Source organism: Amycolatopsis sp. MJM2582, from assembly GCF_000754115.1.
GTDB classification, from domain to species: domain Bacteria; phylum Actinomycetota; class Actinomycetes; order Mycobacteriales; family Pseudonocardiaceae; genus Amycolatopsis; species Amycolatopsis japonica.
In genome coordinates this window covers 377,315-396,284 of record NZ_JPLW01000002.1, presented here as the reverse complement: position 1 = coordinate 396,284, position 18,970 = coordinate 377,315, and the positions used below count along the sequence as shown (strand labels likewise).

Sequence of the window (18,970 nt, the reverse complement as noted above, 5' to 3'; positions counted from 1 at the left end):
CTTCGATGCCCGAACTGACCCTGTCCGACACGTCCACCTGGCTGCCGCTGGACGGACTCGCCCCCGGCTTCGACGCGAACAAGGCGCCCACGGTCGGCGACCTGCACGGCCGCTCGTTCGAACTCGCCTGCGAAGACGGCACCACGTTCACCGCCGCCTTCTCCGGCACCCGGATCGACTGGGCCTACCACGGCAAGGGCACCGACCGCTGCGAGACGTTCCTGGTCGACGACGACCTGTACTACGTCCAGTTCCACCCGCAGGCACGGCAGGAGGAGGCCTTCACCCTGCTGCTCGACCTGCGCCGCGGCCGGGCGCTGCTGGTGCTGAGCAAGATCGGCGACACCTCGCCCCGCGTCACGCAGTCCTTCGTGGCCGCCACGATCGGCGGCATCGAGCCCGCCGGGGAGCCGCTCGCCCCGACCACGTCGCTGGTCGGGCGCCGGGTGCTGTGGGTGTACAGCACCGAGCACGCGTACGAGCACGTGTACCTCAGCCCGCACTGGTACACGTGGCAGTGTCTGGCCGGACCGGAGCGCGGGCTCGCGGACACCGACGAGAACTCGGTCTACGAGCTGCGTCCGGGCATCTACGTCTTCGCCTGGCGGGAGAAGGTGATCCCGTGCGCGTCGGTGACCGTCGCCGACCACCGGGACGCGAAGCGGCTGCGCTCGCACGGTGTCCTTTTCGGACTGGACGCCAGCGGGAGCACTCCGACCCACTTCACCTTCGGCGCGCACGGCAAGCTGCTCAGCACGACCGTGCACCCCGAGGCGTACGACCCGGCCGGGAGCTGAGCCTTGACCGCCGACATCGTCCTCACCAACGCCACGGTGTACACAGTGGACGGTCATCGCCCCTGGGCGTCGTCACTGGCGATCAAGGACGGCAAGGTGCTGTCGCTGGAGGACATCGAACGCGGGCCGAGCACCGAGGTCGTCGACCTCGGCGGCGCGTTCGTGATGCCCGGCCTGGTCGACGTGCACAACCATCACGCCCTTGCCGGGCGCGCGGCGCTGTTCGAGCTGAACTTCGGCCTCGACGCGGGCCTGGACGACATCCTCGCCGCGGTCCGGTGGCGGGCCGCGGGGCTCGGGCCGGACGAGTGGGTGGTCGGCGGCGCTTGGGCGTCCACCCTGGTCGGCACGCTGTCGCGGACTTCGGCCCGCCACGCGCTCGACGAGGCCGCCGGCGGGCGTCCGGTCATGCTTTCGGACGACAGCAGGCACAACCGCTGGGTGAGCAGCCGGGCCTTGGAACTCGCAGGGGTCACCGCGTCGACACCCGACCCGGCGGGTGGGGAGATCGTCCGTGATCCCGCCACGGGCGAACCCGTCGGTGTCCTGCTCGAAGCGGCGGGCGTCGCCGTCGAGCGGGCGCTCAGCGAGACCCGGACGCTCACCGCCGAGCAGCATGTGGCGGCGTCGCGGCACGGGATCGGCACCCTGCATTCGTACGGGGTCACCGCGTTCCAGGACGCCGGCGTCTCCGCGGACATCCTGCGGGCGCTGAAGTCGCTCGACGACGCGGGCGAACTGCACGCGTGGGTCGTCTCGTCGCTGCTGATCAACGACCCGATCTTCGGTTTCGACCCGATCGGGGCACCGCTGCTGGAGGTCGCCGGGCAGTACCGGAGCGAACACCACCGGCCGGACTTCGTGAAGATCTTCCTCGACGGGGTCCCGCCGACGCGGACCGCGGCCTTCCTGGAGCCGTACCTGCCGGACGCCGCGCACGGAGCCTGCCACCACGGCGCCACCACCATGCCGGGTGACGAACTCGTGGGCTGGCTGCGCACGGCGGCCGCGGCGGGGCTGTCGGCGAAGGTGCACTGCACCGGGGACGCGTCGGTGCGCGCGACGCTCGACGCCGTCGAGAAGGTGCGTGCCGAGGGCTTCGCCGACGCGCGGTTCCAGGTCGCGCACGGCCAGTTCGTCCACCCCGACGATCTCCCCCGCTTCGCCGCGTTGGGGGTCGCCGCCGACATCTCGCCGTTCCTGTGGGTTCCCGGCGTCATCCCGGCGGCGATCGCCGAGGTGCTGCCCGGCGAGCGGGCCGGGCGGATGCAGCCGAACCGGTCGTTGCTGGACGAGGGCGCGCTGGTGGCCGGCGGTTCGGACTGGCCGGTCAGCGAGTCGCCGAACGCGTGGGAAGGCATCCACGGCCTGGTCACGCGCCAGGATCCGACCGGCACGTTCCCCGGCGCGCTGTGGCCCGAGCAGGCGATCACCCTCGCCGAGGCGATCGAGGTCTTCACCCTGGCCGCCGCCCGGGCGATGGGGCTGGGCGACGTCACCGGCTCGCTGGTCCCCGGGAAGTCGGCGGATTTCGTCGTACTGGACCGCGATCCGTTCAAGACCGATCCGTCTGCGCTCGTCAAGACAAAGGTGACGCAAACGTGGTTCGCCGGGCACCGCGTGTATCACGAGGCCTGATCTCCTACACTGGTAGAAGAACCAGTGCGGGAGGTCTGCCGATGCCGAAGATCATCGACCACGACGAGCGGCGCAGCCATATCGTCGACGTCACCTGGGATTTGATCACCCAGGGCGGGATCGAGGCCGCCACCATGCGCGAGATCGCGGCGGCCGCCGGCTTCGCCAACGGCGCGCTCAAGCTCTACTTCCCAAGCAAGGAAGACATCATCCAGGCCACCTACGAACGCGCGCTCGGCATGATGCGCGAGTACGTGGAGCTGGACGAGTTGCGCGGGCTGACCGCGCTCCGCGAGCTGTGCGTCTCGTCGATGCCCATCGACGAGGACCGCATCGCCGCGGGGCGCGTCCTGCTCACCTTCTGGCAGCTGTCGCTGACCAACCCGAAACTGCAGGACAAGTACCTCGAGCACATCCGCTCGTGGCGGGGCCTGCTGCACCGGTATCTCACCGAGGGCCGGGAGGACGGCGACATCGTCACCGAAACGCCCGACGAGCAGCTCGTCGACGAGGTCGTGCTGATCAACGCCGGGGCGAACGTGATGAGCCTGGTCGCCGGGGAGTTCTCGACGATCGCCCTGCAGCGGCAACACCTGGAGTCGTTCTTCGCGCGCCTGACCCGCCCCTGACCCTACGTACTACCGCATTTAGTCCTCTGAATGCGGTAGTACGTAGGGCGAACAGGCGCATTCAGAGGACTAAACGCGGCGGTCGAAGGTCCGGGTCAGGAAGCTCGCCACGTGCCGGTGCGAGCGCGGCGACGCGGGAAGATCCGTGTAGAGACCGTAGAAGCCGTGGATCTGGCCCGAATAGCGCGTCATCTCCACCTGGGTGCCGGCATCGGTCAGGCGCCGCGCGAACTCCTCCCCTTCGTCCCGCAGGACGTCGTACTCCGCCGTGAGCACCAACGCCGGCGGGAGCCCGGTCAGGTCGTCGGCGCGCAACGGCAGCAGGTACGGATCGTTCAGCTGCGCCGGATCCGACACGTACTGCTCGAAGAAGAACCGCATCGCCCCCGCGGTCATGCCGAAACCCTCGGCGAAGTCCACATAGGACCGGAACCCGTCGTCCGGATGCCCGAAGACCGGGCAGATCAGCACCTGCGCGGCCAACGCCGGCCCGCCCCGGTCGCGGGACATCATCGACACCACCGTCGACAGGTTGCCGCCCGCGCTTTCGCCGCCGACGGCGATCCGCGCCCCGTCCACCGAAGGACCGGCGCCGCCCGCGGCGAGCCACTCGACGACGGCGTAGCAGTCGTCCGGGGCCGCCGGGTACGGATGCTCGGGCGCGAGCCGATAGTCGACCGCGACGACGGCGACCCCGGCCGCGTTGCACACCGCCCGCGACGCGACCTCGTTCTCGTCGATCGACCCGATCGTCCACCCGCCGCCGTGGATCCAGACGAACGCGGGCACCGGCGCCGTGGCCTCCGGCAGATAGATCCGCACCCGCACACCGGAAGGCAGGACGTGGTCGCTCACCGAAGCGACCTCTTCGACCGAATCGGGACGTCGCCACGAAGCGGCGAACGCGGCGCGCAACTCGGGAGCCGTGAGCGGCCCCGCCGGAGCCTCCGAGGGAGCGCTACGGGCCAGCAGTTCCTTGACCGCGGGATCGAGGGTCACGGTCACACCGCTTCCGCGACGAGCACCCGCGGGCTGCCCGGCAGCGCGAGCCGGTCGGTGACCCGCCAGCCCGCCTCGTCCAGCCAGCCACGGACCTCGGCCTCCGGGTAGACGACCGTCCCGTCGATCACCAGGTACTCCCCCGCGTGCAACGCGTCGATCGGCCGCTGGACGGCGTCGTCGTCGAGGAAGAAGTCGAGCAGCAGCAACGTCGCCCCGGGCGCGGCGGCGGCGCGGGCGTTGCGCAGGATCCCGGCGTTCTGCTCGGCGTCGAAACGGTGGACGACGTGGTTGACCATCACCAGGTCGAATTCGCCCTCGGGACGCGCGGTGGGTGTCTCCGCCCCGATGACGGTCGCGCGATCCGCGAGACCCGCCTCGGCCGCCGCGGTGGTGACCGACTCGGTGAAGCCCGGATCGAAGACGAACGTCGTGTGGAGTTCGTCGTTGGTCTTCATGGCTTCGACGGCGAACGCGCTCGACAGACCACCGAGGTCCAGCGCCGTGCGATGGGAGCCGAAATCGTACGCGCCGGCCAGCATCTTGGCGTGCAGGGCGTTGTACGTCATGACGCCCGCCATGAACGTGCCCCAGCGCGCGTCGTCCATCTCCAGCTTGCCCGGCTCGCCGCTGTCGGCCGTGTGGCCGAACTGCAGCCAATGCGGATAGCTGATCGAGTCCAGGAACGTGAGGAACGGCGCCAGATCGAGATCCCCACCACCGAGGTACGCCGCGGCGTCGGCGGCCAGTGCGTAGCGTCCGTCCACACGGGACAGCAGACCGAGTGATGACATGGCGTCACCGAGGATGCGGGTGATCTTCTCCGGTTTGCCGGTCTTCTCCGCCAGTTCCGCGGCCGACAGCGGCCCGCCGGCGAGCGCGGTGAACAGGCCGATCCGGCTCGCCGCGAAGAGTTGCTTGGCCGCCATGTAGCCCACGGCGATGTCCACGATCCGCTCGGGACCGGCAGTCTTGGTCGACCCGCTCACGGGTGCCCTCCTTAGCTCGTTTCCGCCGAGAGTCTACAGACGTAGACAAAAGAATCCAGTGCAAGTTTTCGCCCACCACCAGGAAAAACCTGCCGGATATCAACTTCCTACATTCGTAGAATATACCCATTGACAGCGCACTCCCCCAGTGTCAACATGCGTAGAACTACCCCCGCCGGAGGTCCGTTCCCCGGCAGTGCGGTCCGCTCCGGGCGGGCTCGGGAAAGGGGATTCATGACCCTGCTCGAATTACGAGAACTCACCGTCGGTGTGATCGCCGACGAAACCGAACGCGAACTGGTCCGCGAACTTTCGTTCGATCTCGACCAAGGCCGGACACTCTGCGTGGTCGGCGAATCCGGCAGCGGTAAAACGGTGACGGCCTTGTCGATCATCCGGTTGCTGGAGTTCGTCGCGCCGGTGTTCACCCGCGGCGAGATCAGCGTCGACGGCGTCGATCTCACGCGGCTGTCCGCCGACGAGATGCGCGCGTACCGCGGCCCGCGGATCGGCATGATCTTCCAGGAGGCGCTGGATTCGCTCAATCCCAGTCAACGGGTCGGCAAGCAGCTGATCGAGGCCTACCGGAAGCCCGGCTCCCTGCCGCGTCAAGCCGCGCGCAAGGGAACGCCGTTGCACCGCGAGGCCGAGGCGAAGGCCCGAGGCCTCTTGAAGGAGGTCGGCCTCACCGACACCGACCGCGTGCTTTCCCTGTACCCGCACCAGATGTCGGGCGGGATGCAACAGCGCGTGATGATCGCGCTCGCCCTGATGGCCGACCCGAGCCTGCTGATCGCCGACGAGCCGACCACGGCGCTCGACGTGACCACGCAGGCGGAGATCCTCACCCTGTTCGACCGCGTCCGCCGCGACCACGGCACCGCGTGCGTCTTCATCACGCACGACATGGGCGTGGCCGCGCAGGTCGCGGACCGGATCGCGGTGATGTACCGGGGCGAACTGGTCGAACTCGGGTCCACAGAGGACATTCTGCACTCGCCGAAGCATCCCTACACCAAGGCGTTGCTCGACTGCGTCCCGCAGCTCGGCGTGAGCAGACGCGACGGCTTCCCCACCATCTCCGAGGCACTGCTCGAAGCCGCGATGAACGGCGAGTCGGCGGTCGCGACCGAGACCAGGTCCTTGAGCCGCCCGCAGGCCAGGGAGACGGACGAGGGCACCGCGCTCGTCATCGACTCGGTGTCCAAAGTGTACGGACGGCGCGGCCGGTTCTCGCTGAGCCGCGAGCCCGAGGTGCACGCGGTCAAGGACGTCTCGCTGGAGATCGCGCCGGGGGAGTTCTTCGGCCTGGTCGGGGAATCCGGTTCGGGCAAGACCACGCTCGGCCGTCTGGTGAGCGCGCTGGAAACCCCGACCGCGGGCACCATCGCCTTCGGTGAGCACCGGTGCACGCCGACCGGTCTCGAAGGCGACGAGCGCGCGTTCCGTCGTCGCGCGCAACTCATCTTCCAGGATCCGCAGAGCTCGCTCGATCCCCGGCACACCGCCGCCAGGATCATCGCCGAGCCGCTGCGGGAGCTCACCGGTCTCCGCGGCGCGGAACTCGACCGCCGCGTCACCGAATTGATCGACGAGGTCGGGCTTCCCTCCGACACCGCGAAGAAGCTGCCATCGCAGCTCTCCGGCGGACAACGGCAGCGCGTCTCGATCGCCCGCGCGATCGCGGCCGAACCCGACCTCATCGTCGCCGACGAGCCGACCTCCGCGCTCGACGTCTCGGTGCAGGGACAGGTGATGAACCTGTTGCTGGACCTGCGTCGCACCCGCGCGCTCAGCTTCCTGTTCATCACGCACAACCTCAGCCTGGTGCTGTCGGTCGCCGACCGGGTCGGCGTGATGTACCGGGGCGAACTGATCGAAATCGGCGAACCGGACGAGATCCGGCTCCACGCCCGGCACGAGTACACCCGCCGTCTCCTCGCGGCGAATCCCGAACTGCCCGCCCACCCCCACACTGGAGTGCGGAACCCATGAGACGAACCCTGACCTCGGCCGCCCTCGGCCTGGCGACCGCCCTGCTGATCGGCTCGTGTATGGGAGGGCAGGCGGGCGGTGGCGCCGCCGACGGGCCCCCGAAACCCGGCGGCAACCTCAACGTGGCCGTGCCCACCGATCCGCAGTCGCTCGACATGGTCGCGAACCCCGGCCAGGTGACCGCGCATATCGGCAACATGATGTACGAGAAGCTGTTCGAGGTGGACCGGAATTTCACCTCGCGGCCCATGCTGGTCGAGGACTACACCACCAGCCCGGACAGGCTCACCTACACCTTCAAACTCCGCCAGGGCGTCACCTTCCACGACGGCAACCCGCTGACGTCCGAGGACGTCGTGGCGAGCCTGAAGCGGTGGCAGCAGGTGCACCGCACCGGTCAGCTGGTCACGCCGGACATCGAGGCGATCACGCCGACCGACCCGGCGACGGTGACCATCAAGCTCAAGCAACCGCGATACCCGCTGATCAACGAACTCGCCGGCGCGGGCACGGAGATCTACGAGGCGAAGAACCTCACCGGTGTCGCACCGACCGGGTTCGCCCAGGACAAGGCGATCGGGACCGGCCCGTACAAGCTGAAGAGCTGGGACATCGGGCGTGAACTGGTGCTGGAGCGGTACACCGGCTACAAGTCGCGGTCCGAAGAGGACTGGGGCGGGCAGGCGGGCGCCAAGCACGCGTACCTCGACACCGTGACCTACAAGGTGGTTTCCGACCAGGACGCGCTGATCAACGGCCTGCAGACCGGCCAGTGGGACCACATCATGCCCACGAACGACCAGTACGAGCCGCTGCGCAACAACCCGGCCGTGGTCGTGCACAACCTGCCCGGCGGCAACGACAACGTGGTGATCCCGAACTTCAACACCGGTTCGAAGTTCGCCGACCCCCGTGCCCGCGAGGCGCTGAACCTGCTGCTGGACAAGCCCGCGATCAACGCGGCCACCGGCGGCAGCAAGGACCTCACCGTCGAAACCGGCGCCTTCGCCTCGCCGGACAACAAGCAGTTCTATTCCACCGCGGGCGAAGAGGTCTACAAGGCGCACGACCCGGAGAAGGCCAAGCAGCTGCTGGCCTCGGCGGGGATCACCGCCGGCGCGACCATCCGCATCGTCACCACGAACTCGTACCCGGAGTTCGGCAAGTGGGCCGTGCTGATCCAGGACAGCCTGTCGAAGATCGGCATCAACACCAAGATCGACACCTTCGACTTCGCCACCATGCTCGGCACGCTGACCAAGGAGCCGGGTGGCTGGGACATCACCACGCTGTTTTTCGACTCGGCGCTGACCTCGCCCGCCCAGATGCCAGCGCTGACCCTGGGCACGCTGAACGGTTCGACCTCGCCCGAGCTGGACGGGCTCATGGCGGAGTTCAACGCCTCGACCACGCCTGAGCAGGCGAAGGCGGTGGTGGACAAGCTGCAGGCGTTCACCTGGAAGCAGCTTTCGGTGATCACCCTGAGCCAGTCCAGGCTGTACGCGGCCTACTCCCCCAAGCTCAAGGGCTACGGCGACTTCTACCGCGTCTTCTGGAACACCTGGCTGGCGTCATGACCGGTCTGCTGCTGCGCAGGCTGCGCGATCTGGTGATCATCCTGGTGATCGTCGGGACGATGATGTTCTTCGTCATCCGGCTGATCCCCGGCGATCCGGCCCAGGCCATCCTCGGCCCGACCGCACGACCGTCCGATGTGGACGCCCTGCGGGAGAGCATGGGACTGAACGGGCCCTTGTGGGAGCAGTACCTCACGTGGGCCGGGAACGTGCTGCACGGCGACTTCAGCACGTCGATCACCTATCACGCCCCGGTGCTCGGCGTGGTCGCCGACCACATCCTGCCGACGCTCACGCTGGCCGTGCTCTCGACGGTGATCAGCTTCTTCCTCTCGGTCGCGATCACCTCGTGGCAGGCGGTGTCGCCGCGCAACCCGGTGGCGCGGGCGCTGGACCGGCTGTCCGCGCTCGGCATGGCGATGCCGGACTTCTGGATCTCGCTGATGCTCGTGCTCGTCTTCTCGGTGACCCTGCGCTGGTTCCCCTCCAGCGGCTACGAGAACCTGTTCACCGATCCGGCGACGGCGGTGCCCGCGCTGGTGCTGCCGCTGACCGTGCTGGTCATCGGGCAGACCGCGTTGTTCGTGCTCACCCTGCGGGAAAGCCTGCTCGGCGAGCTGCCGCTGGCGTATCTGCGCACCGCGCGGGTCAAGGGGCTGTCGGAGCGGCAGGTGATGACCAAACACGTCCTGCCGAACGCGCTGATGCCGCTGATCACCCAGCTGGGTAGCAACTTCGCCATGCTGGTCGGCGGCATCGTGATCATCGAGTCCATCTTCGTCGTGCCGGGGCTCGGCCATCTGCTGATGGGCGCGGTGTCCACCCGCGACTTCCCGCTGATCCAGGGTGTGACGCTGTTCGTCGCGGTGCTGTTCGTACTGGTCAACCTGCTGGTGGACCTGTCGTACGCACTGCTCGACCCGAAGGTGCGTGTCTCGTGAGCGTCGCTCTAGCGGAAAAGACGTCGCCGGTGCGCGAGAAGCCCTCGTCCGGCCGCGCGGCCAAGGTGTTCCGGCGCAACCGGATGCTGGTGATCACCACCGCGTTGCTGGCGGTGATCGTCCTGGCCGTGATCGTGCTGCCGTTCTTCCTGCCGAGCGTCAGCGCGACCGACCCGGTGAACCGGCTGCTGCCACCGTCGGCCGCACACCCCCTCGGCACGGACTCGTTCGGCCGCGACGTGCTCGCCCGCTTGGTCTCCGGCGGGCGGGCGTCGCTCGGGCTGTCCGCCCTGATCACCCTGTGCGCGGCCTTCACCGGCCTGGTGATCGGGCTGATCAGCGGGTTCTTCCGGGCGGCCGACGCGGTGCTGATGCGGGTGATGGACGCCTGGATGTCGTTCCCGGCGATCATCCTCGCGATGGCGCTGGCGATCTCGCTCGGTGCGAGCATCTGGACCGAATTGATCGCGCTGACGGTGATCTTCACGCCGTTCACCGCCCGCGTGATCCGCAGCCGCGTGCTCGGCATCGCCGGCCGCGCCTACATCGGCGCGGCGCGGGTTTCGGGGATGAGCCGGTGGAAGATCCTCGTCGTGCACGTGTTCCCGAACGTGCTGCCGCTCGCGCTGGTGCAGGTGGTGATCCTGTCCGCCGCGGCGATGCTGGTCGACGGGGCGATGAGCTTCCTCGGCCTCGGCATCGCTCCCCCGACCCCGACCTGGGGCAACATGATCGCCGAAGGCCGGTCGTACCTGGTGCAGGCGCCGTGGCTGGTGATCGTGCCCGGCGTGACGATCATGGTGTGCGTCTTCCTGCTGAACCTCATCGGATCGTCGCTGCGGATCGCCGTCGACGCCCGCGCGCGGACGCTGAGCGAGATGCAGCGCCTGCGCACCCGACGCCCCTCCGGCAGCTGAGAAAGGATCCCGTTGTCTGCCACTACTTCCCTGGCCGTGCGCCGATTCGCCCCCGAAACCGTCTCGGGACCGCCGGTGCTCCTGGTGCACGGATTCGCCTCCGACGGGCACACCGACTGGATCACCACCGGATGGCCCGCCGCGCTCACCGCCGCGGGCCGCGAGGTGGTGATACCGGACCTTCCCGCGCACGGCTCCAGCCCGGCCCCCGCGGGTTCGCTCGGTGCCGTCGCGATCACCGCGGAACTGTCGCGGCTCGTCGCCGATCTGTCCGAAGTGGACGTCGTCGGGTACTCGCTGGGCGCGCGGCTGGCCTGGGAGCTGCCCACCCAGGCTCCGGTGCGGCGGCTCGTGCTCGCGGGAGTGAGCCCGTTCGAACCGTTCGGCGCCGTCGATGTGGCTGCCGCGCTGGCCTTCGCCGGTGGCGGCAAGGCTCCGTCGGATCCGCTGACCGGGATGATCGCGCATATGATCACCGCGCCAGGACGGAATCCCGCGGCGCTCGCGCGGTGCATCGAGGATCTGCGCGCCGAGCCTTTCGCGCCGGTTCTCGGTGCGGTGGCCGTGCCCACCCGGTTCGTGGCGGGGGTGGAGGATCCGGTGAGTCAGGGTATCGAGACGCTGGTGGAGCTGGTGCCGGGCGCGGATCTCGTGCGGGTGCCCGGGGATCACGGCGGGGCCTTGCGTAGCGGGGAGTTCAAGGCGGCCGTGCTCGATTTCCTCGGCTGAGGATTGCGCTTGTGTCATGAAAGGGTCGTTCAGGACATCTTTCGTCCTGAACGGCCCTTTCATGACATCTGGAGCGTGGTGCGGGCCGCCCCGTCGGTTACGAAAGCCACTTTCGGGACGTTGAAGGTTGCGAAAGTGGCTTTCGCAACATCTCCCGACGTCAGAACGTCCCATCCGCGGCGACCGAGCGGTCCAACCAAAGATCCTCCAGAGCCGCCCGCACCTCCGCACCACGAGAAGCGGCCAACGCGACAGCGCCCAGATTGTCCTCCAGCTGAGCCATCCGGCTCACCCCGAACAACACGTTCACCACCGGCTCGTACGCGAGACAGAACGCGACAGCCAGCTGCGACGAACTCACCCCGAAGTCCCCGGCGACAGCGGCGACACGCGCGGCGTCGGCGCGGATCGACTCTCGGATCTCACCGGGATCCGCCCCGATCTTCCGTGACGGGGTCTTCCCGAGCAGCACCCCGCCCTCGAACACGTCCGACGCCTGCAAGGTCAACCGGCCGGCCTCGAAATGCTTGCCGTAGAAGGAACCTTCTGCCATCGACCGCCGTGCGATGCTGTACTTCAGCTGGGCGAAACGAGGCGCCGGAAGCCCTTCACTCGCGGCGAATTCCAGCGCCAGGTCGAGATCCGCGGCGCGCCAGTTGTTCACGCCCCAGACGTCGAAACGGCCGAGGCGGATCTGTTCGGCCACCTCGGTGACGATGCGCGGGATGTCCGGCCGCTCGAAGTAGTCGCCGACCACGACGGCTTCCGCACGCTCGACACCGACGCGGTCGAATGACGTCTCGAGTTGCTTGGCGAATCCGGTATTCGGGTAGTCCCACAGCCAGAGTTTTCCGCACAGCTGGTACTCGTCACGCTTGATCCCGGCGGCGCGGACCGCCTCGCCGAACAGGAGATCCGTGCGCGACTGTTCGGCATGCGGCCCCATGTCGTAGTGGGCCACGTCGAACAGTGTGACCCCGGAATCGACGGCGTGCCGGATCAGGCGTACCGCGTCGTCGAAGTCCATGCGGTCCCACGTGTTCCAGGATCCCAGGCTCAGCGCCGAAGTGGCGAAGCCCAGTCCGTTCCGCTTCTCGTCCACGAGTTTTCCTTTCGCTGGCAACGGAAACAAGTTTTAGTCTACGATCGTAGAATGAACAAGAGACTCGTTGTGGTGACCGGCGGTGCCAGTGGCATCGGCCGCGGAGTCGCCGAAGCCTTCCAGTCCGCGGGCGACCGCGTGGTCATCGCCGACGTCGACACCCGGGCGGCCCACGACCTCGCCGCCGAACTCGGCGCGGAGCACGTCGAACTCGACATCTCCGACCCCGGATCGGTCGACGCGGCGCTGGCGCTCGTCACCGATCGCTTCGGCCCGGTCGAGGTCCTGGTCAACAACGCCGGTCTCGCCGGTGGCGGCGGACCGTTGGTGGGACTGGACATCGGCGTCTTCGATCTGTGCATGCGGGTGAACTTCCGCGGCACCTTCCTGATGACCCGCGCGGTCGGCGCGCAAATGGTCGAGACGGGCACCCGCGGCACCATCGTCAACATCACCTCCATCGGCGCCCGGCAGCCGACCCCGGGGCTCGGCCACTACGAGGCCACCAAGGCCGCCGTCGAGGCGCTCACCCGCTCGGCCGCGCTCGAACTGGCGCCGCACGGCATCCGGGTCAACGCCGTCGCCCCCGGACCGGTGCTCACGCCGATGACCGCCGGATTCGCCGCCGACACCGCCGCCCGCGCGGCGTGGGAAGCGAGGATTCCTTTGGGAACCATCGCTTCCGTCGCCGACGTGGTGCCGTCAGTCCTGTTCCTCGCCTCCGCCGACGCCGGCCATCTCACCGGGGTGAGCCTCCAGGTCGACGGCGGCCAACTGCTCACCTGAGTACACGACGCGGCCGCCGGACACGGTGAGTTCCACACCGACGTCCGGCAGGTCCGCGAACGCGATCTCGAGCGGATTCGCCGCCAGCACGCAGAAGTCCGCGACACGGCCGACCGTCAGCGATCCCTTCCAGTCCGCCGCGCCGTCCTGCTCGGCGGCCGCGACCGTGTAGCAGCGCAGCAGCCGGGTCATCAGCCCGGCGTCCACTTCGGACGCGGCCAGCATCCCGGCCGCCGCCGCGATGTGCACCCGCCAGTCGGGGGTCACCACGGGCGCGTCGCTGCTCAGCGTCAGCGGAACACCCGACGCGAGCATTTCCGCCAGCGGCCAGGCGCGGGCGCCGACCTCGGCACCGAGCGCGTCCGTCAGCATTCCCCGCATCGCCACCGCGATCGCGGGCTGCGTGGTGAGGCCCACCCCCGCCGAAGCCATCCGCGCCAGCTGATCCGGCGTCACCAGATCGCCGTGCACCAGATGATCGCCGCGGCGAAGCGATCCGAGCGCGACCTCGATGCTGCGATCCCCCGTGGCGTGCACGGCGACCGTCATCCCGGCGTCATGGGCGAGCCGGATCATCGCGGCCAGATTGCCCGCACGGCCCGGATCGTCGTCGCCGTCGACGAGGAGCGCGCCGTGCGAACCGTCGGCGTAGCAATGATGTGTCCACGCGGAGCGCATCGGCGGGATGCCGTCGGCGAAGATCTTCACCCCGGGCACGGTGAGCCACAACGGATCCGCGGCCGGCGACGGGGTCGCCAGCCCCCGCTCGAAGTCGTCCAGCGAGCTGGCGCCGTCGAGCAGGCCGAACAAGCGCAGCGCCGTCACCCTCGCGCGCAGCAGGCCCTCCTCGGCCAGCGCCGCGTACTCCTCCAGCACTTCGGCACCGAAACAGCCCGTCTCGCCCGGGCCCAGACCGGGTTCGGTGTAGCTCGTGATGCCCAGCGACGCGCACAGCTCGCCCGCCCGCAGGATGGCGGCCCGCCGTTCGGCCGCGGTCCGCACCGCTTTCTCTTCTCCCCCAGTGAATCCGGCGCCGCCGATCAGGGTGTCCGGCCAGCGCGCGCCGAGCCAGGTCGCGTGCAGGTGCGAGTCGTTGATCCCGGGCAGAACGGTTCTCCCCGCGAGGTCGATCACCTCGGTGTCCGGGCCGATGTGATCGAGCGCGACGTCACCGAGGGCGACGATCCGGTCTCCTCGCACGGCCATCGCCCGTACGACAGTGCCCGCTGGGTCGAAGGTGAGCACAGGACCGCCGCGAACCACGAGCGAAGCGGGACGAATACGTTGCGACGGCATGGTTTCCTCCAGGATCTGGACTTTTTCTCCTACGACTGTAGACTAAAAAGATGGTCAACAGAACCGAAGCGGCGGTGCTCACCGAACACGGCTCCGCGCTCACCTTGCGGGAACTACCGCTGCCCGAGGAGCCGGAACCGGGCGCCGCGCTGGTCCGGATCACCTGCACCACGCTGTGCGGCACCGACGTGCACCTCTGGTCCGGCCAGATGACCTTCCCCGGCATGCTCCCGATGGTGCTGGGACACGAAATGGTCGGCGAGGTGGTGGCCGTCGGACCGGGTACCACCGACACCCTCGGCCGCGAGATCGCCGAGGGCGACCGCATCGGCTGGTCCGAGTCGACCTGCGGAAAGTGTTACGGCTGCACGATCTTGCGCGAACCGGTCGCCTGCGAGAAGCGCGGGTACGGATTCCTCCAGCGTTCCGACGTCTTCCCGTACGCCACCGGCGGACTCGTGCGGCACTGCTACGTGACGCCCGGTGCGGCCAAACTCCTGCTTCCCGGCGACGTCAAGGACACCTGGGCGTCGATGTCGGGCTGCGCGGGCAAAACCGTGCTGCGCGCCGTCTCCCGCGCCGGCGGGATCCGTCCCGGTGCGACGGTCGTGGTCCAGGGAGCGGGCGCGCTGGGCGTGTTCGCCACCGCGGTCGCGAAGATCTCCGGCGCGGGTGACGTGATCACCATCGGCGGCCCCGGCGACCGACTGAAGACCGCCGAGCGTTTCGGGGCGACGGCGACGATCCCGGTCGACGGTACCGTCGAAGACCGCATCGAACGGGTCAAGGAACTCACCGATGGCCGGGGCGCCGATCACGTCTTCGACTTCGCGGGCGGGCCGACCATCGGCGAGGAGGCCGTCGCCTTCGCCGCCCAGCGCGGCACGATCGCGATCGTCGGCTCCACCGGCCCCGTGCCCTCCCCCGTGGCGCTCGGCACGGTGATGGGCAAGGAACTCACGGTCGTCGGTTCGCTCAACGGCGACATCGCCGACTACCACCGCTCGGTGGACTTCTTCCGCACCTTCGCCGATCGGCTGCCGTGGGACGAACTGTTCAGCGAACCGGTCGGTCTTTCCGAAGCCTCCCAACGTGTCGAGTCGATGTCGCGGCTCGGCGAGCTCAAAGCCGTCATCGATCCCCGCCTCCCCTAGGAGACCACGAATGACCATCCCCCAGCGTCGCATCGGCCGCGACGGCCCGCTCACCGGCGTCCTCTCGCTCGGCTCCTGGCACACCTACGACCGGATGGATTTCCGCGAGGCGGTCGACCTCGTCCGCACGGCGGTCGATTCCGGCATCACGCTCTTCGACGTCGGCGTCTACGGATTCCCCGGCGCCACACCGGTCTTCACCGACGTGCTGTTCTCCGCGATGGTCCGCGCCGCGGGCCTCCGCCGCGAGGACTACCTGCTTTCCGCCAAGCTCTGGCTGGAGGGCTATCCCGAGCACAACCTCCGCGACCAGCTGGACAACGCGTTGTTCCGCGCGGGTGTCGAGCACGCGGATCTCGTGGTACTGGGCGATCTCCGGCGCGACGACACGGACCTGCACCGGCTCGTGCTGGATTTGAACGAGCTCCGCGAGGCCGGGCTCATCCGGCACTGGGGCGTCAACAACTGGTCCGCCACCACGATCCGCGCCTTGCACGATTTCGCCGCGGCCGAGAACGTACCCGGCCCCGCCATCGCGCAGCTGAAGTACAGCGTCGCGCGACGGTCCATTCCGGACGGTGAACCGTTCGCGAAGGTTTTCCGCGAACTCGGCGTCACACTCCAGTCTTCGGACATCTTCGAGGGCGGCGTCCTGCTGGGCAAGAACAGCGGGGCGCGTCAGGTCGGCCGCGACCCCGGCGACATCCGCGAACGCATCGCCGCCTCCGCCCCGGCGCTGGCGAAGATCGCGGCCGACCTGGACGCGACTCCGGCACAGCTGTGTCTCGCCTTCACCCTCACCCATCCGGCCAACACGACCACCCTCTTCGGCGCGACGAGCACCGAGCAGCTCAAGGACAACCTCGGCGCCGTCGACCTCGTCGAGCGTGTCGGTGCGGAGCAGCTCCGTGAACTGGTCGAGCCGTACTGGGCCGACCGCGGCGTCGTCGATCCGGAGGGACCGTGACGGCCTTCGATCCCGAGCTCGCCGGAGCCCTCGAAGGTCTGCCCACCGGGCCGCCGCTGAGCGCCGATTCGCTGGCGGACATCCGCCAGGCGATGGCCGAGGGCAACCTGACCTGCGCCGAGGCGATCGGCGACCGGGATCTCGTCTGGGAAGACCACCGGGTACCCGGCACCGACGTCGTCGTCACCGTCGTCAAACCGCGCGATGCCCGGAACGCGCCAGGGTTCTACAACATCCACGGCGGCGGCATGGTGCTGGACGACCGGTTCGCCGATCTGCCCCGGATGGTCGCGCTGGTCGAGGAATTCGGCTTCGTCGCGGTGACCGTGGACTACCGGCTCGCCCCCGAGCATCCGCATCCGGCGCCGATCGAAGACTGCTACGCGGGCCTGACCTGGATGGTCGAGCACGCGGCCGAACTCGGTTTCGACCCCGGACGGCTGATCGTCGGCGGTGGCAGCGCGGGAGGCGGACTCAGCGCCGGGATCGCCCTGCTGGCCAGGGATCGCGGCGGACCAGCGCTGGCCGGGCAGCTCCTGCTGTGCCCGATGATCGACAGCCGCAACGACTCGGCGTCCACAGTGGAATTCGCGGAACGTGGCGTGTGGGGACGCGAGGCCAACGAGTTCGGCTGGCGGTCACTCCTCAAAGGACAGACGTCGCCGTACGCGGTCCCCGCGACCGCGGAAGACCTGACCGGACTTCCGCCCGCCTTCATCGAGGTCGGCGCGGCCGAAATCTTCCGTGACGAGGACGTCGACTACGCGCGGCGGCTCTGGCGGGCCGGTGTGCCCACCGAACTGCACGTCTGGGCGGGCGCGTACCACGGTTTCGACCGGATCGCCCCGGACAGCGAGGTGACCCGGGCCGCGCTCGCCGCCCGGGCCTCCTGGCTGCGCCGCACTATCGGCCGAGCATGAACCTGGCGGCCTGTTCGCCGACCAGTACCGCCGGCGCGTTGGTGTTGCCCGTGGTCACCCGCGGCAGCACCGACGCGTCGGCGATCCGGAGCCCGCTCAGCCCGTGCACGGCGAGTTCCGGATCGACCACCGAGTCCGCGTCGGTGCCCATCCGGCAGGTCCCGACCTGGTGGTGGTAGGTGATCGCGGTCCGGCGGACGTACTCGCGGACATCGGCCTCCGGCCCCGGATACAGCTCGCGGGCGCCCCACTCCTCCGCCAGCGCGGACGCGCGGCCGATCTCCCGGCACTGCTCGACCGACGCGACCAGGCTCTCGAAGTCGGCCGGATCCTCCAGCGCGGCGAGGTCGATCAGTGGCATGTCGTCCGGGTCCGGTCCCGAAAGTCGCAGACTGCCCCGGCTGCGCGGCGTGACCATGCCCGCCATCAGCGAGAACCCGGTCTCCGGACCGGTCATCCACTCCTCGTACATCGGCACGCTGAAGTGGATCGGCTGGGTGTCGGGCACCGGCAGGCCGGGACGGCTGCGCCAGAACAGATGCGTCTGCGTGACCGAACGGCCGGGCGCGGGTGGGTCGACCTGACGGCGATCGGTCGCGAAGATGACCGGCGAGAGCAAGTGGTCGTGCAGGTTCTTCCCGACGCCCGGCAGCTCGGCGACGACGTCGATACCGTGCACCTCCAGTTCGTCGACCGGGCCGACGCCGCTGCGCAGCAGGATCGCCGGTGACGCCAGCGCGCCGGCGGCGAGCACGACCTCGTCGGCGAAGACCTTGCGCAGTTCGCCGTCGACCTCGGCGAGCACGCCGGTCACCTTGTCGCCCTCGAAGAGCAACCGGTGGACGAGCGCTCCCGTGTGGACGGTCATCCGTTCGGCGGCGGGCTGCCCGTAGGCGAGCCAGGTGTTGAGGCGCTTGCTGTCGCGAGTGGTGACCCGCTGCACGGACACGCCGTCGAGCTCGTCGCCGTTGTAGTCCGGGTTGAACGGCAGCCCGATCTCCATCGCCGCGTCCACAATGGACTGCTGGATCGGATGCAATGGCTCGTTCGGCACGACGTCGAGCAGATCCTTCTCGATCCGTTCGAACACCGGGCGTACGTCGTCCCAGCGCCAGCCGGGCAGGTCCCAGCCGTCGTAGTCGGCCGGGGCGCCGCGCACCCAGATCATCGCGTTGAGCGAATGCGACCCGCCGAGCACCTTGCCGCGCGGCAGATGCAGCCGCCGGTTCGCCGCGTGCGGCTGCGGCACCGTGTAGTAGTCCCAATCCTCCGGGCCGTGCCACAGCTCACCGGCCCGCGAAGGGTCGTGAATGGCCGGATTCGTGTCCGGCCCGCCCGCTTCGAGCAGGGTGACCCACACCCCGGAGTCGGCCAGTCTCCTGGCGACCACCGAACCGGCCGAACCCGCTCCCACCACGATGACGTCCATGTCCCCCACCCTCGCAAGGCACGCGGACGTCCGGCGGATTCGGTTCGCTGGCCGACAATCGGCGTGCCCTGGCGGGCAAGACCGGAGACGTCGCGGCGCCCGATA

At 69.1% G+C, this 18,970-nt stretch carries 17 protein-coding genes; 12 read left to right on the top strand and 5 right to left on the bottom strand.

Annotation, left to right across the window (positions count from 1 at the left end; all coding sequences use genetic code 11):
- Window positions 1-5 precede the first annotated feature (5 nt).
- The 3 genes from ED92_RS12085 to ED92_RS12075 are packed head-to-tail and all read left to right on the top strand — an operon-like array spanning window position 6 to window position 3,064.
- Window positions 6-797: a molybdenum cofactor biosynthesis F family protein gene (locus tag ED92_RS12085; RefSeq protein WP_037336994.1), complete on the top strand. Its 792-nt coding sequence runs from the start codon at window positions 6-8 to the stop codon at window positions 795-797.
- A gap of 3 nt (window positions 798-800) precedes the next feature.
- Complete coding sequence (locus ED92_RS12080) at window positions 801-2,435, top strand: amidohydrolase (protein WP_037336990.1); 1,635 nt, start codon at window positions 801-803, stop codon at window positions 2,433-2,435.
- 41 nt (window positions 2,436-2,476) lie between these two features.
- Complete coding sequence (locus ED92_RS12075) at window positions 2,477-3,064, top strand: TetR/AcrR family transcriptional regulator (protein WP_016333932.1); 588 nt, start codon at window positions 2,477-2,479, stop codon at window positions 3,062-3,064.
- 69 nt (window positions 3,065-3,133) lie between these two features.
- Here the strand turns inward: ED92_RS12075 and ED92_RS12070 are convergent, their stop codons facing one another.
- Complete coding sequence (locus tag ED92_RS12070) at window positions 3,134-4,069, bottom strand: alpha/beta hydrolase (protein ID WP_037336986.1); 936 nt, start codon at window positions 4,067-4,069, stop codon at window positions 3,134-3,136.
- Entirely contained in the window at window positions 4,066-5,052 is a 987-nt protein-coding gene (locus ED92_RS12065; protein WP_037336983.1) for a methyltransferase dimerization domain-containing protein, read from the bottom strand. Before ED92_RS12065 ends, ED92_RS12070 begins: the two co-directional genes overlap by 4 nt.
- Window positions 5,053-5,286: 234 nt before the next feature.
- On the opposite strand from ED92_RS12065, the gene ED92_RS12060 reads away from it, so the two are divergent.
- The 5 genes from ED92_RS12060 to ED92_RS12040 all read left to right on the top strand — a co-directional run bounded on the left by ED92_RS12060 (window position 5,287) and on the right by ED92_RS12040 (window position 11,211).
- Entirely contained in the window at window positions 5,287-7,047 is a 1,761-nt protein-coding gene (locus ED92_RS12060; RefSeq protein WP_037336981.1) for an ABC transporter ATP-binding protein, read from the top strand.
- Window positions 7,044-8,624, top strand: a complete 1,581-nt coding sequence (locus ED92_RS12055; RefSeq protein ID WP_037336978.1) for an ABC transporter substrate-binding protein — start codon at window positions 7,044-7,046, stop codon at window positions 8,622-8,624. Before ED92_RS12060 ends, ED92_RS12055 begins: the two co-directional genes overlap by 4 nt.
- The gene (locus ED92_RS12050; protein WP_037336975.1) at window positions 8,621-9,565 is read left to right on the top strand and encodes an ABC transporter permease; all 945 of its coding nucleotides are present in this window, start codon (window positions 8,621-8,623) and stop codon (window positions 9,563-9,565) included. Before ED92_RS12055 ends, ED92_RS12050 begins: the two co-directional genes overlap by 4 nt.
- Window positions 9,562-10,482, top strand: coding sequence for an ABC transporter permease (locus ED92_RS12045; RefSeq protein WP_037336973.1), 921 nt, complete (start codon window positions 9,562-9,564; stop codon window positions 10,480-10,482). The genes ED92_RS12050 and ED92_RS12045 overlap by 4 nt, the downstream gene beginning before the upstream one ends.
- Before the next feature lie 75 nt (window positions 10,483-10,557).
- Complete coding sequence (locus tag ED92_RS12040; protein ID WP_052120690.1) at window positions 10,558-11,211, top strand: alpha/beta fold hydrolase; 654 nt, start codon at window positions 10,558-10,560, stop codon at window positions 11,209-11,211.
- Window positions 11,212-11,371: 160 nt separating this feature from the next.
- On the opposite strand, the gene ED92_RS12035 is transcribed toward ED92_RS12040, so the two are convergent.
- Window positions 11,372-12,313 (bottom strand): aldo/keto reductase, encoded by a 942-nt coding sequence (locus ED92_RS12035; protein WP_037336968.1) that lies wholly within the window; start codon window positions 12,311-12,313, stop codon window positions 11,372-11,374.
- Window positions 12,314-12,382: 69 nt separating this feature from the next.
- Between ED92_RS12035 and ED92_RS12030 the strand changes: the two genes are divergently transcribed.
- Window positions 12,383-13,099, top strand: coding sequence for an SDR family NAD(P)-dependent oxidoreductase (locus ED92_RS12030; RefSeq protein ID WP_081975772.1), 717 nt, complete (start codon window positions 12,383-12,385; stop codon window positions 13,097-13,099).
- On the opposite strand, the gene ED92_RS12025 is transcribed toward ED92_RS12030, so the two are convergent.
- On the bottom strand, window positions 13,016-14,395 hold the full coding sequence (locus ED92_RS12025) for an amidohydrolase (RefSeq protein WP_200882695.1): 1,380 nt from the start codon (window positions 14,393-14,395) through the stop codon (window positions 13,016-13,018). The genes ED92_RS12030 and ED92_RS12025 overlap by 84 nt on opposite strands.
- A 50-nt stretch (window positions 14,396-14,445) precedes the next feature.
- Between ED92_RS12025 and ED92_RS12020 the strand changes: the two genes are divergently transcribed.
- Genes ED92_RS12020 through ED92_RS12010 form a run of 3 tightly spaced genes read left to right on the top strand, consistent with a single transcriptional unit; the run spans window position 14,446 to window position 17,436 of the window.
- Window positions 14,446-15,549: a zinc-binding dehydrogenase gene (locus tag ED92_RS12020; RefSeq protein WP_037336963.1), complete on the top strand. Its 1,104-nt coding sequence runs from the start codon at window positions 14,446-14,448 to the stop codon at window positions 15,547-15,549.
- A 10-nt stretch (window positions 15,550-15,559) separates the two neighbouring features.
- A complete protein-coding gene (locus tag ED92_RS12015) occupies window positions 15,560-16,516 on the top strand; it encodes an aldo/keto reductase (protein ID WP_037336960.1) in 957 nt (318 codons plus the stop codon).
- Window positions 16,513-17,436: an alpha/beta hydrolase gene (locus ED92_RS12010; protein ID WP_037336958.1), complete on the top strand. Its 924-nt coding sequence runs from the start codon at window positions 16,513-16,515 to the stop codon at window positions 17,434-17,436. Before ED92_RS12015 ends, ED92_RS12010 begins: the two co-directional genes overlap by 4 nt.
- Here ED92_RS12010 and ED92_RS12005 read toward each other — a convergent pair.
- Window positions 17,420-18,865 carry a GMC family oxidoreductase gene (locus ED92_RS12005; protein WP_037336955.1) on the bottom strand — a complete coding sequence of 482 codons (1,446 nt, stop codon included), beginning with the start codon at window positions 18,863-18,865 and terminating at the stop codon, window positions 17,420-17,422. The two genes, ED92_RS12010 and ED92_RS12005, sit on opposite strands and share 17 nt — an antisense overlap.
- Window positions 18,866-18,970 lie beyond the last annotated feature (105 nt).

Coding starts and splice junctions, on each gene's coding strand:
- ED92_RS12085 (WP_037336994.1), top strand. CDS start 6: ATGCCCGAACTGACCCTGTCCGACACGTCCACCTGGCTGCCGCTGGAC.
- ED92_RS12075 (WP_016333932.1), top strand. CDS start 2,477: ATGCCGAAGATCATCGACCACGACGAGCGGCGCAGCCATATCGTCGAC.
- ED92_RS12060 (WP_037336981.1), top strand. CDS start 5,287: ATGACCCTGCTCGAATTACGAGAACTCACCGTCGGTGTGATCGCCGAC.
- ED92_RS12055 (WP_037336978.1), top strand. CDS start 7,044: ATGAGACGAACCCTGACCTCGGCCGCCCTCGGCCTGGCGACCGCCCTG.
- ED92_RS12050 (WP_037336975.1), top strand. CDS start 8,621: ATGACCGGTCTGCTGCTGCGCAGGCTGCGCGATCTGGTGATCATCCTG.
- ED92_RS12025 (WP_200882695.1), bottom strand. CDS start 14,395: ATGCCGTCGCAACGTATTCGTCCCGCTTCGCTCGTGGTTCGCGGCGGT.
- ED92_RS12020 (WP_037336963.1), top strand. CDS start 14,446: ATGGTCAACAGAACCGAAGCGGCGGTGCTCACCGAACACGGCTCCGCG.
- ED92_RS12015 (WP_037336960.1), top strand. CDS start 15,560: ATGACCATCCCCCAGCGTCGCATCGGCCGCGACGGCCCGCTCACCGGC.
- ED92_RS12005 (WP_037336955.1), bottom strand. CDS start 18,865: ATGGACGTCATCGTGGTGGGAGCGGGTTCGGCCGGTTCGGTGGTCGCC.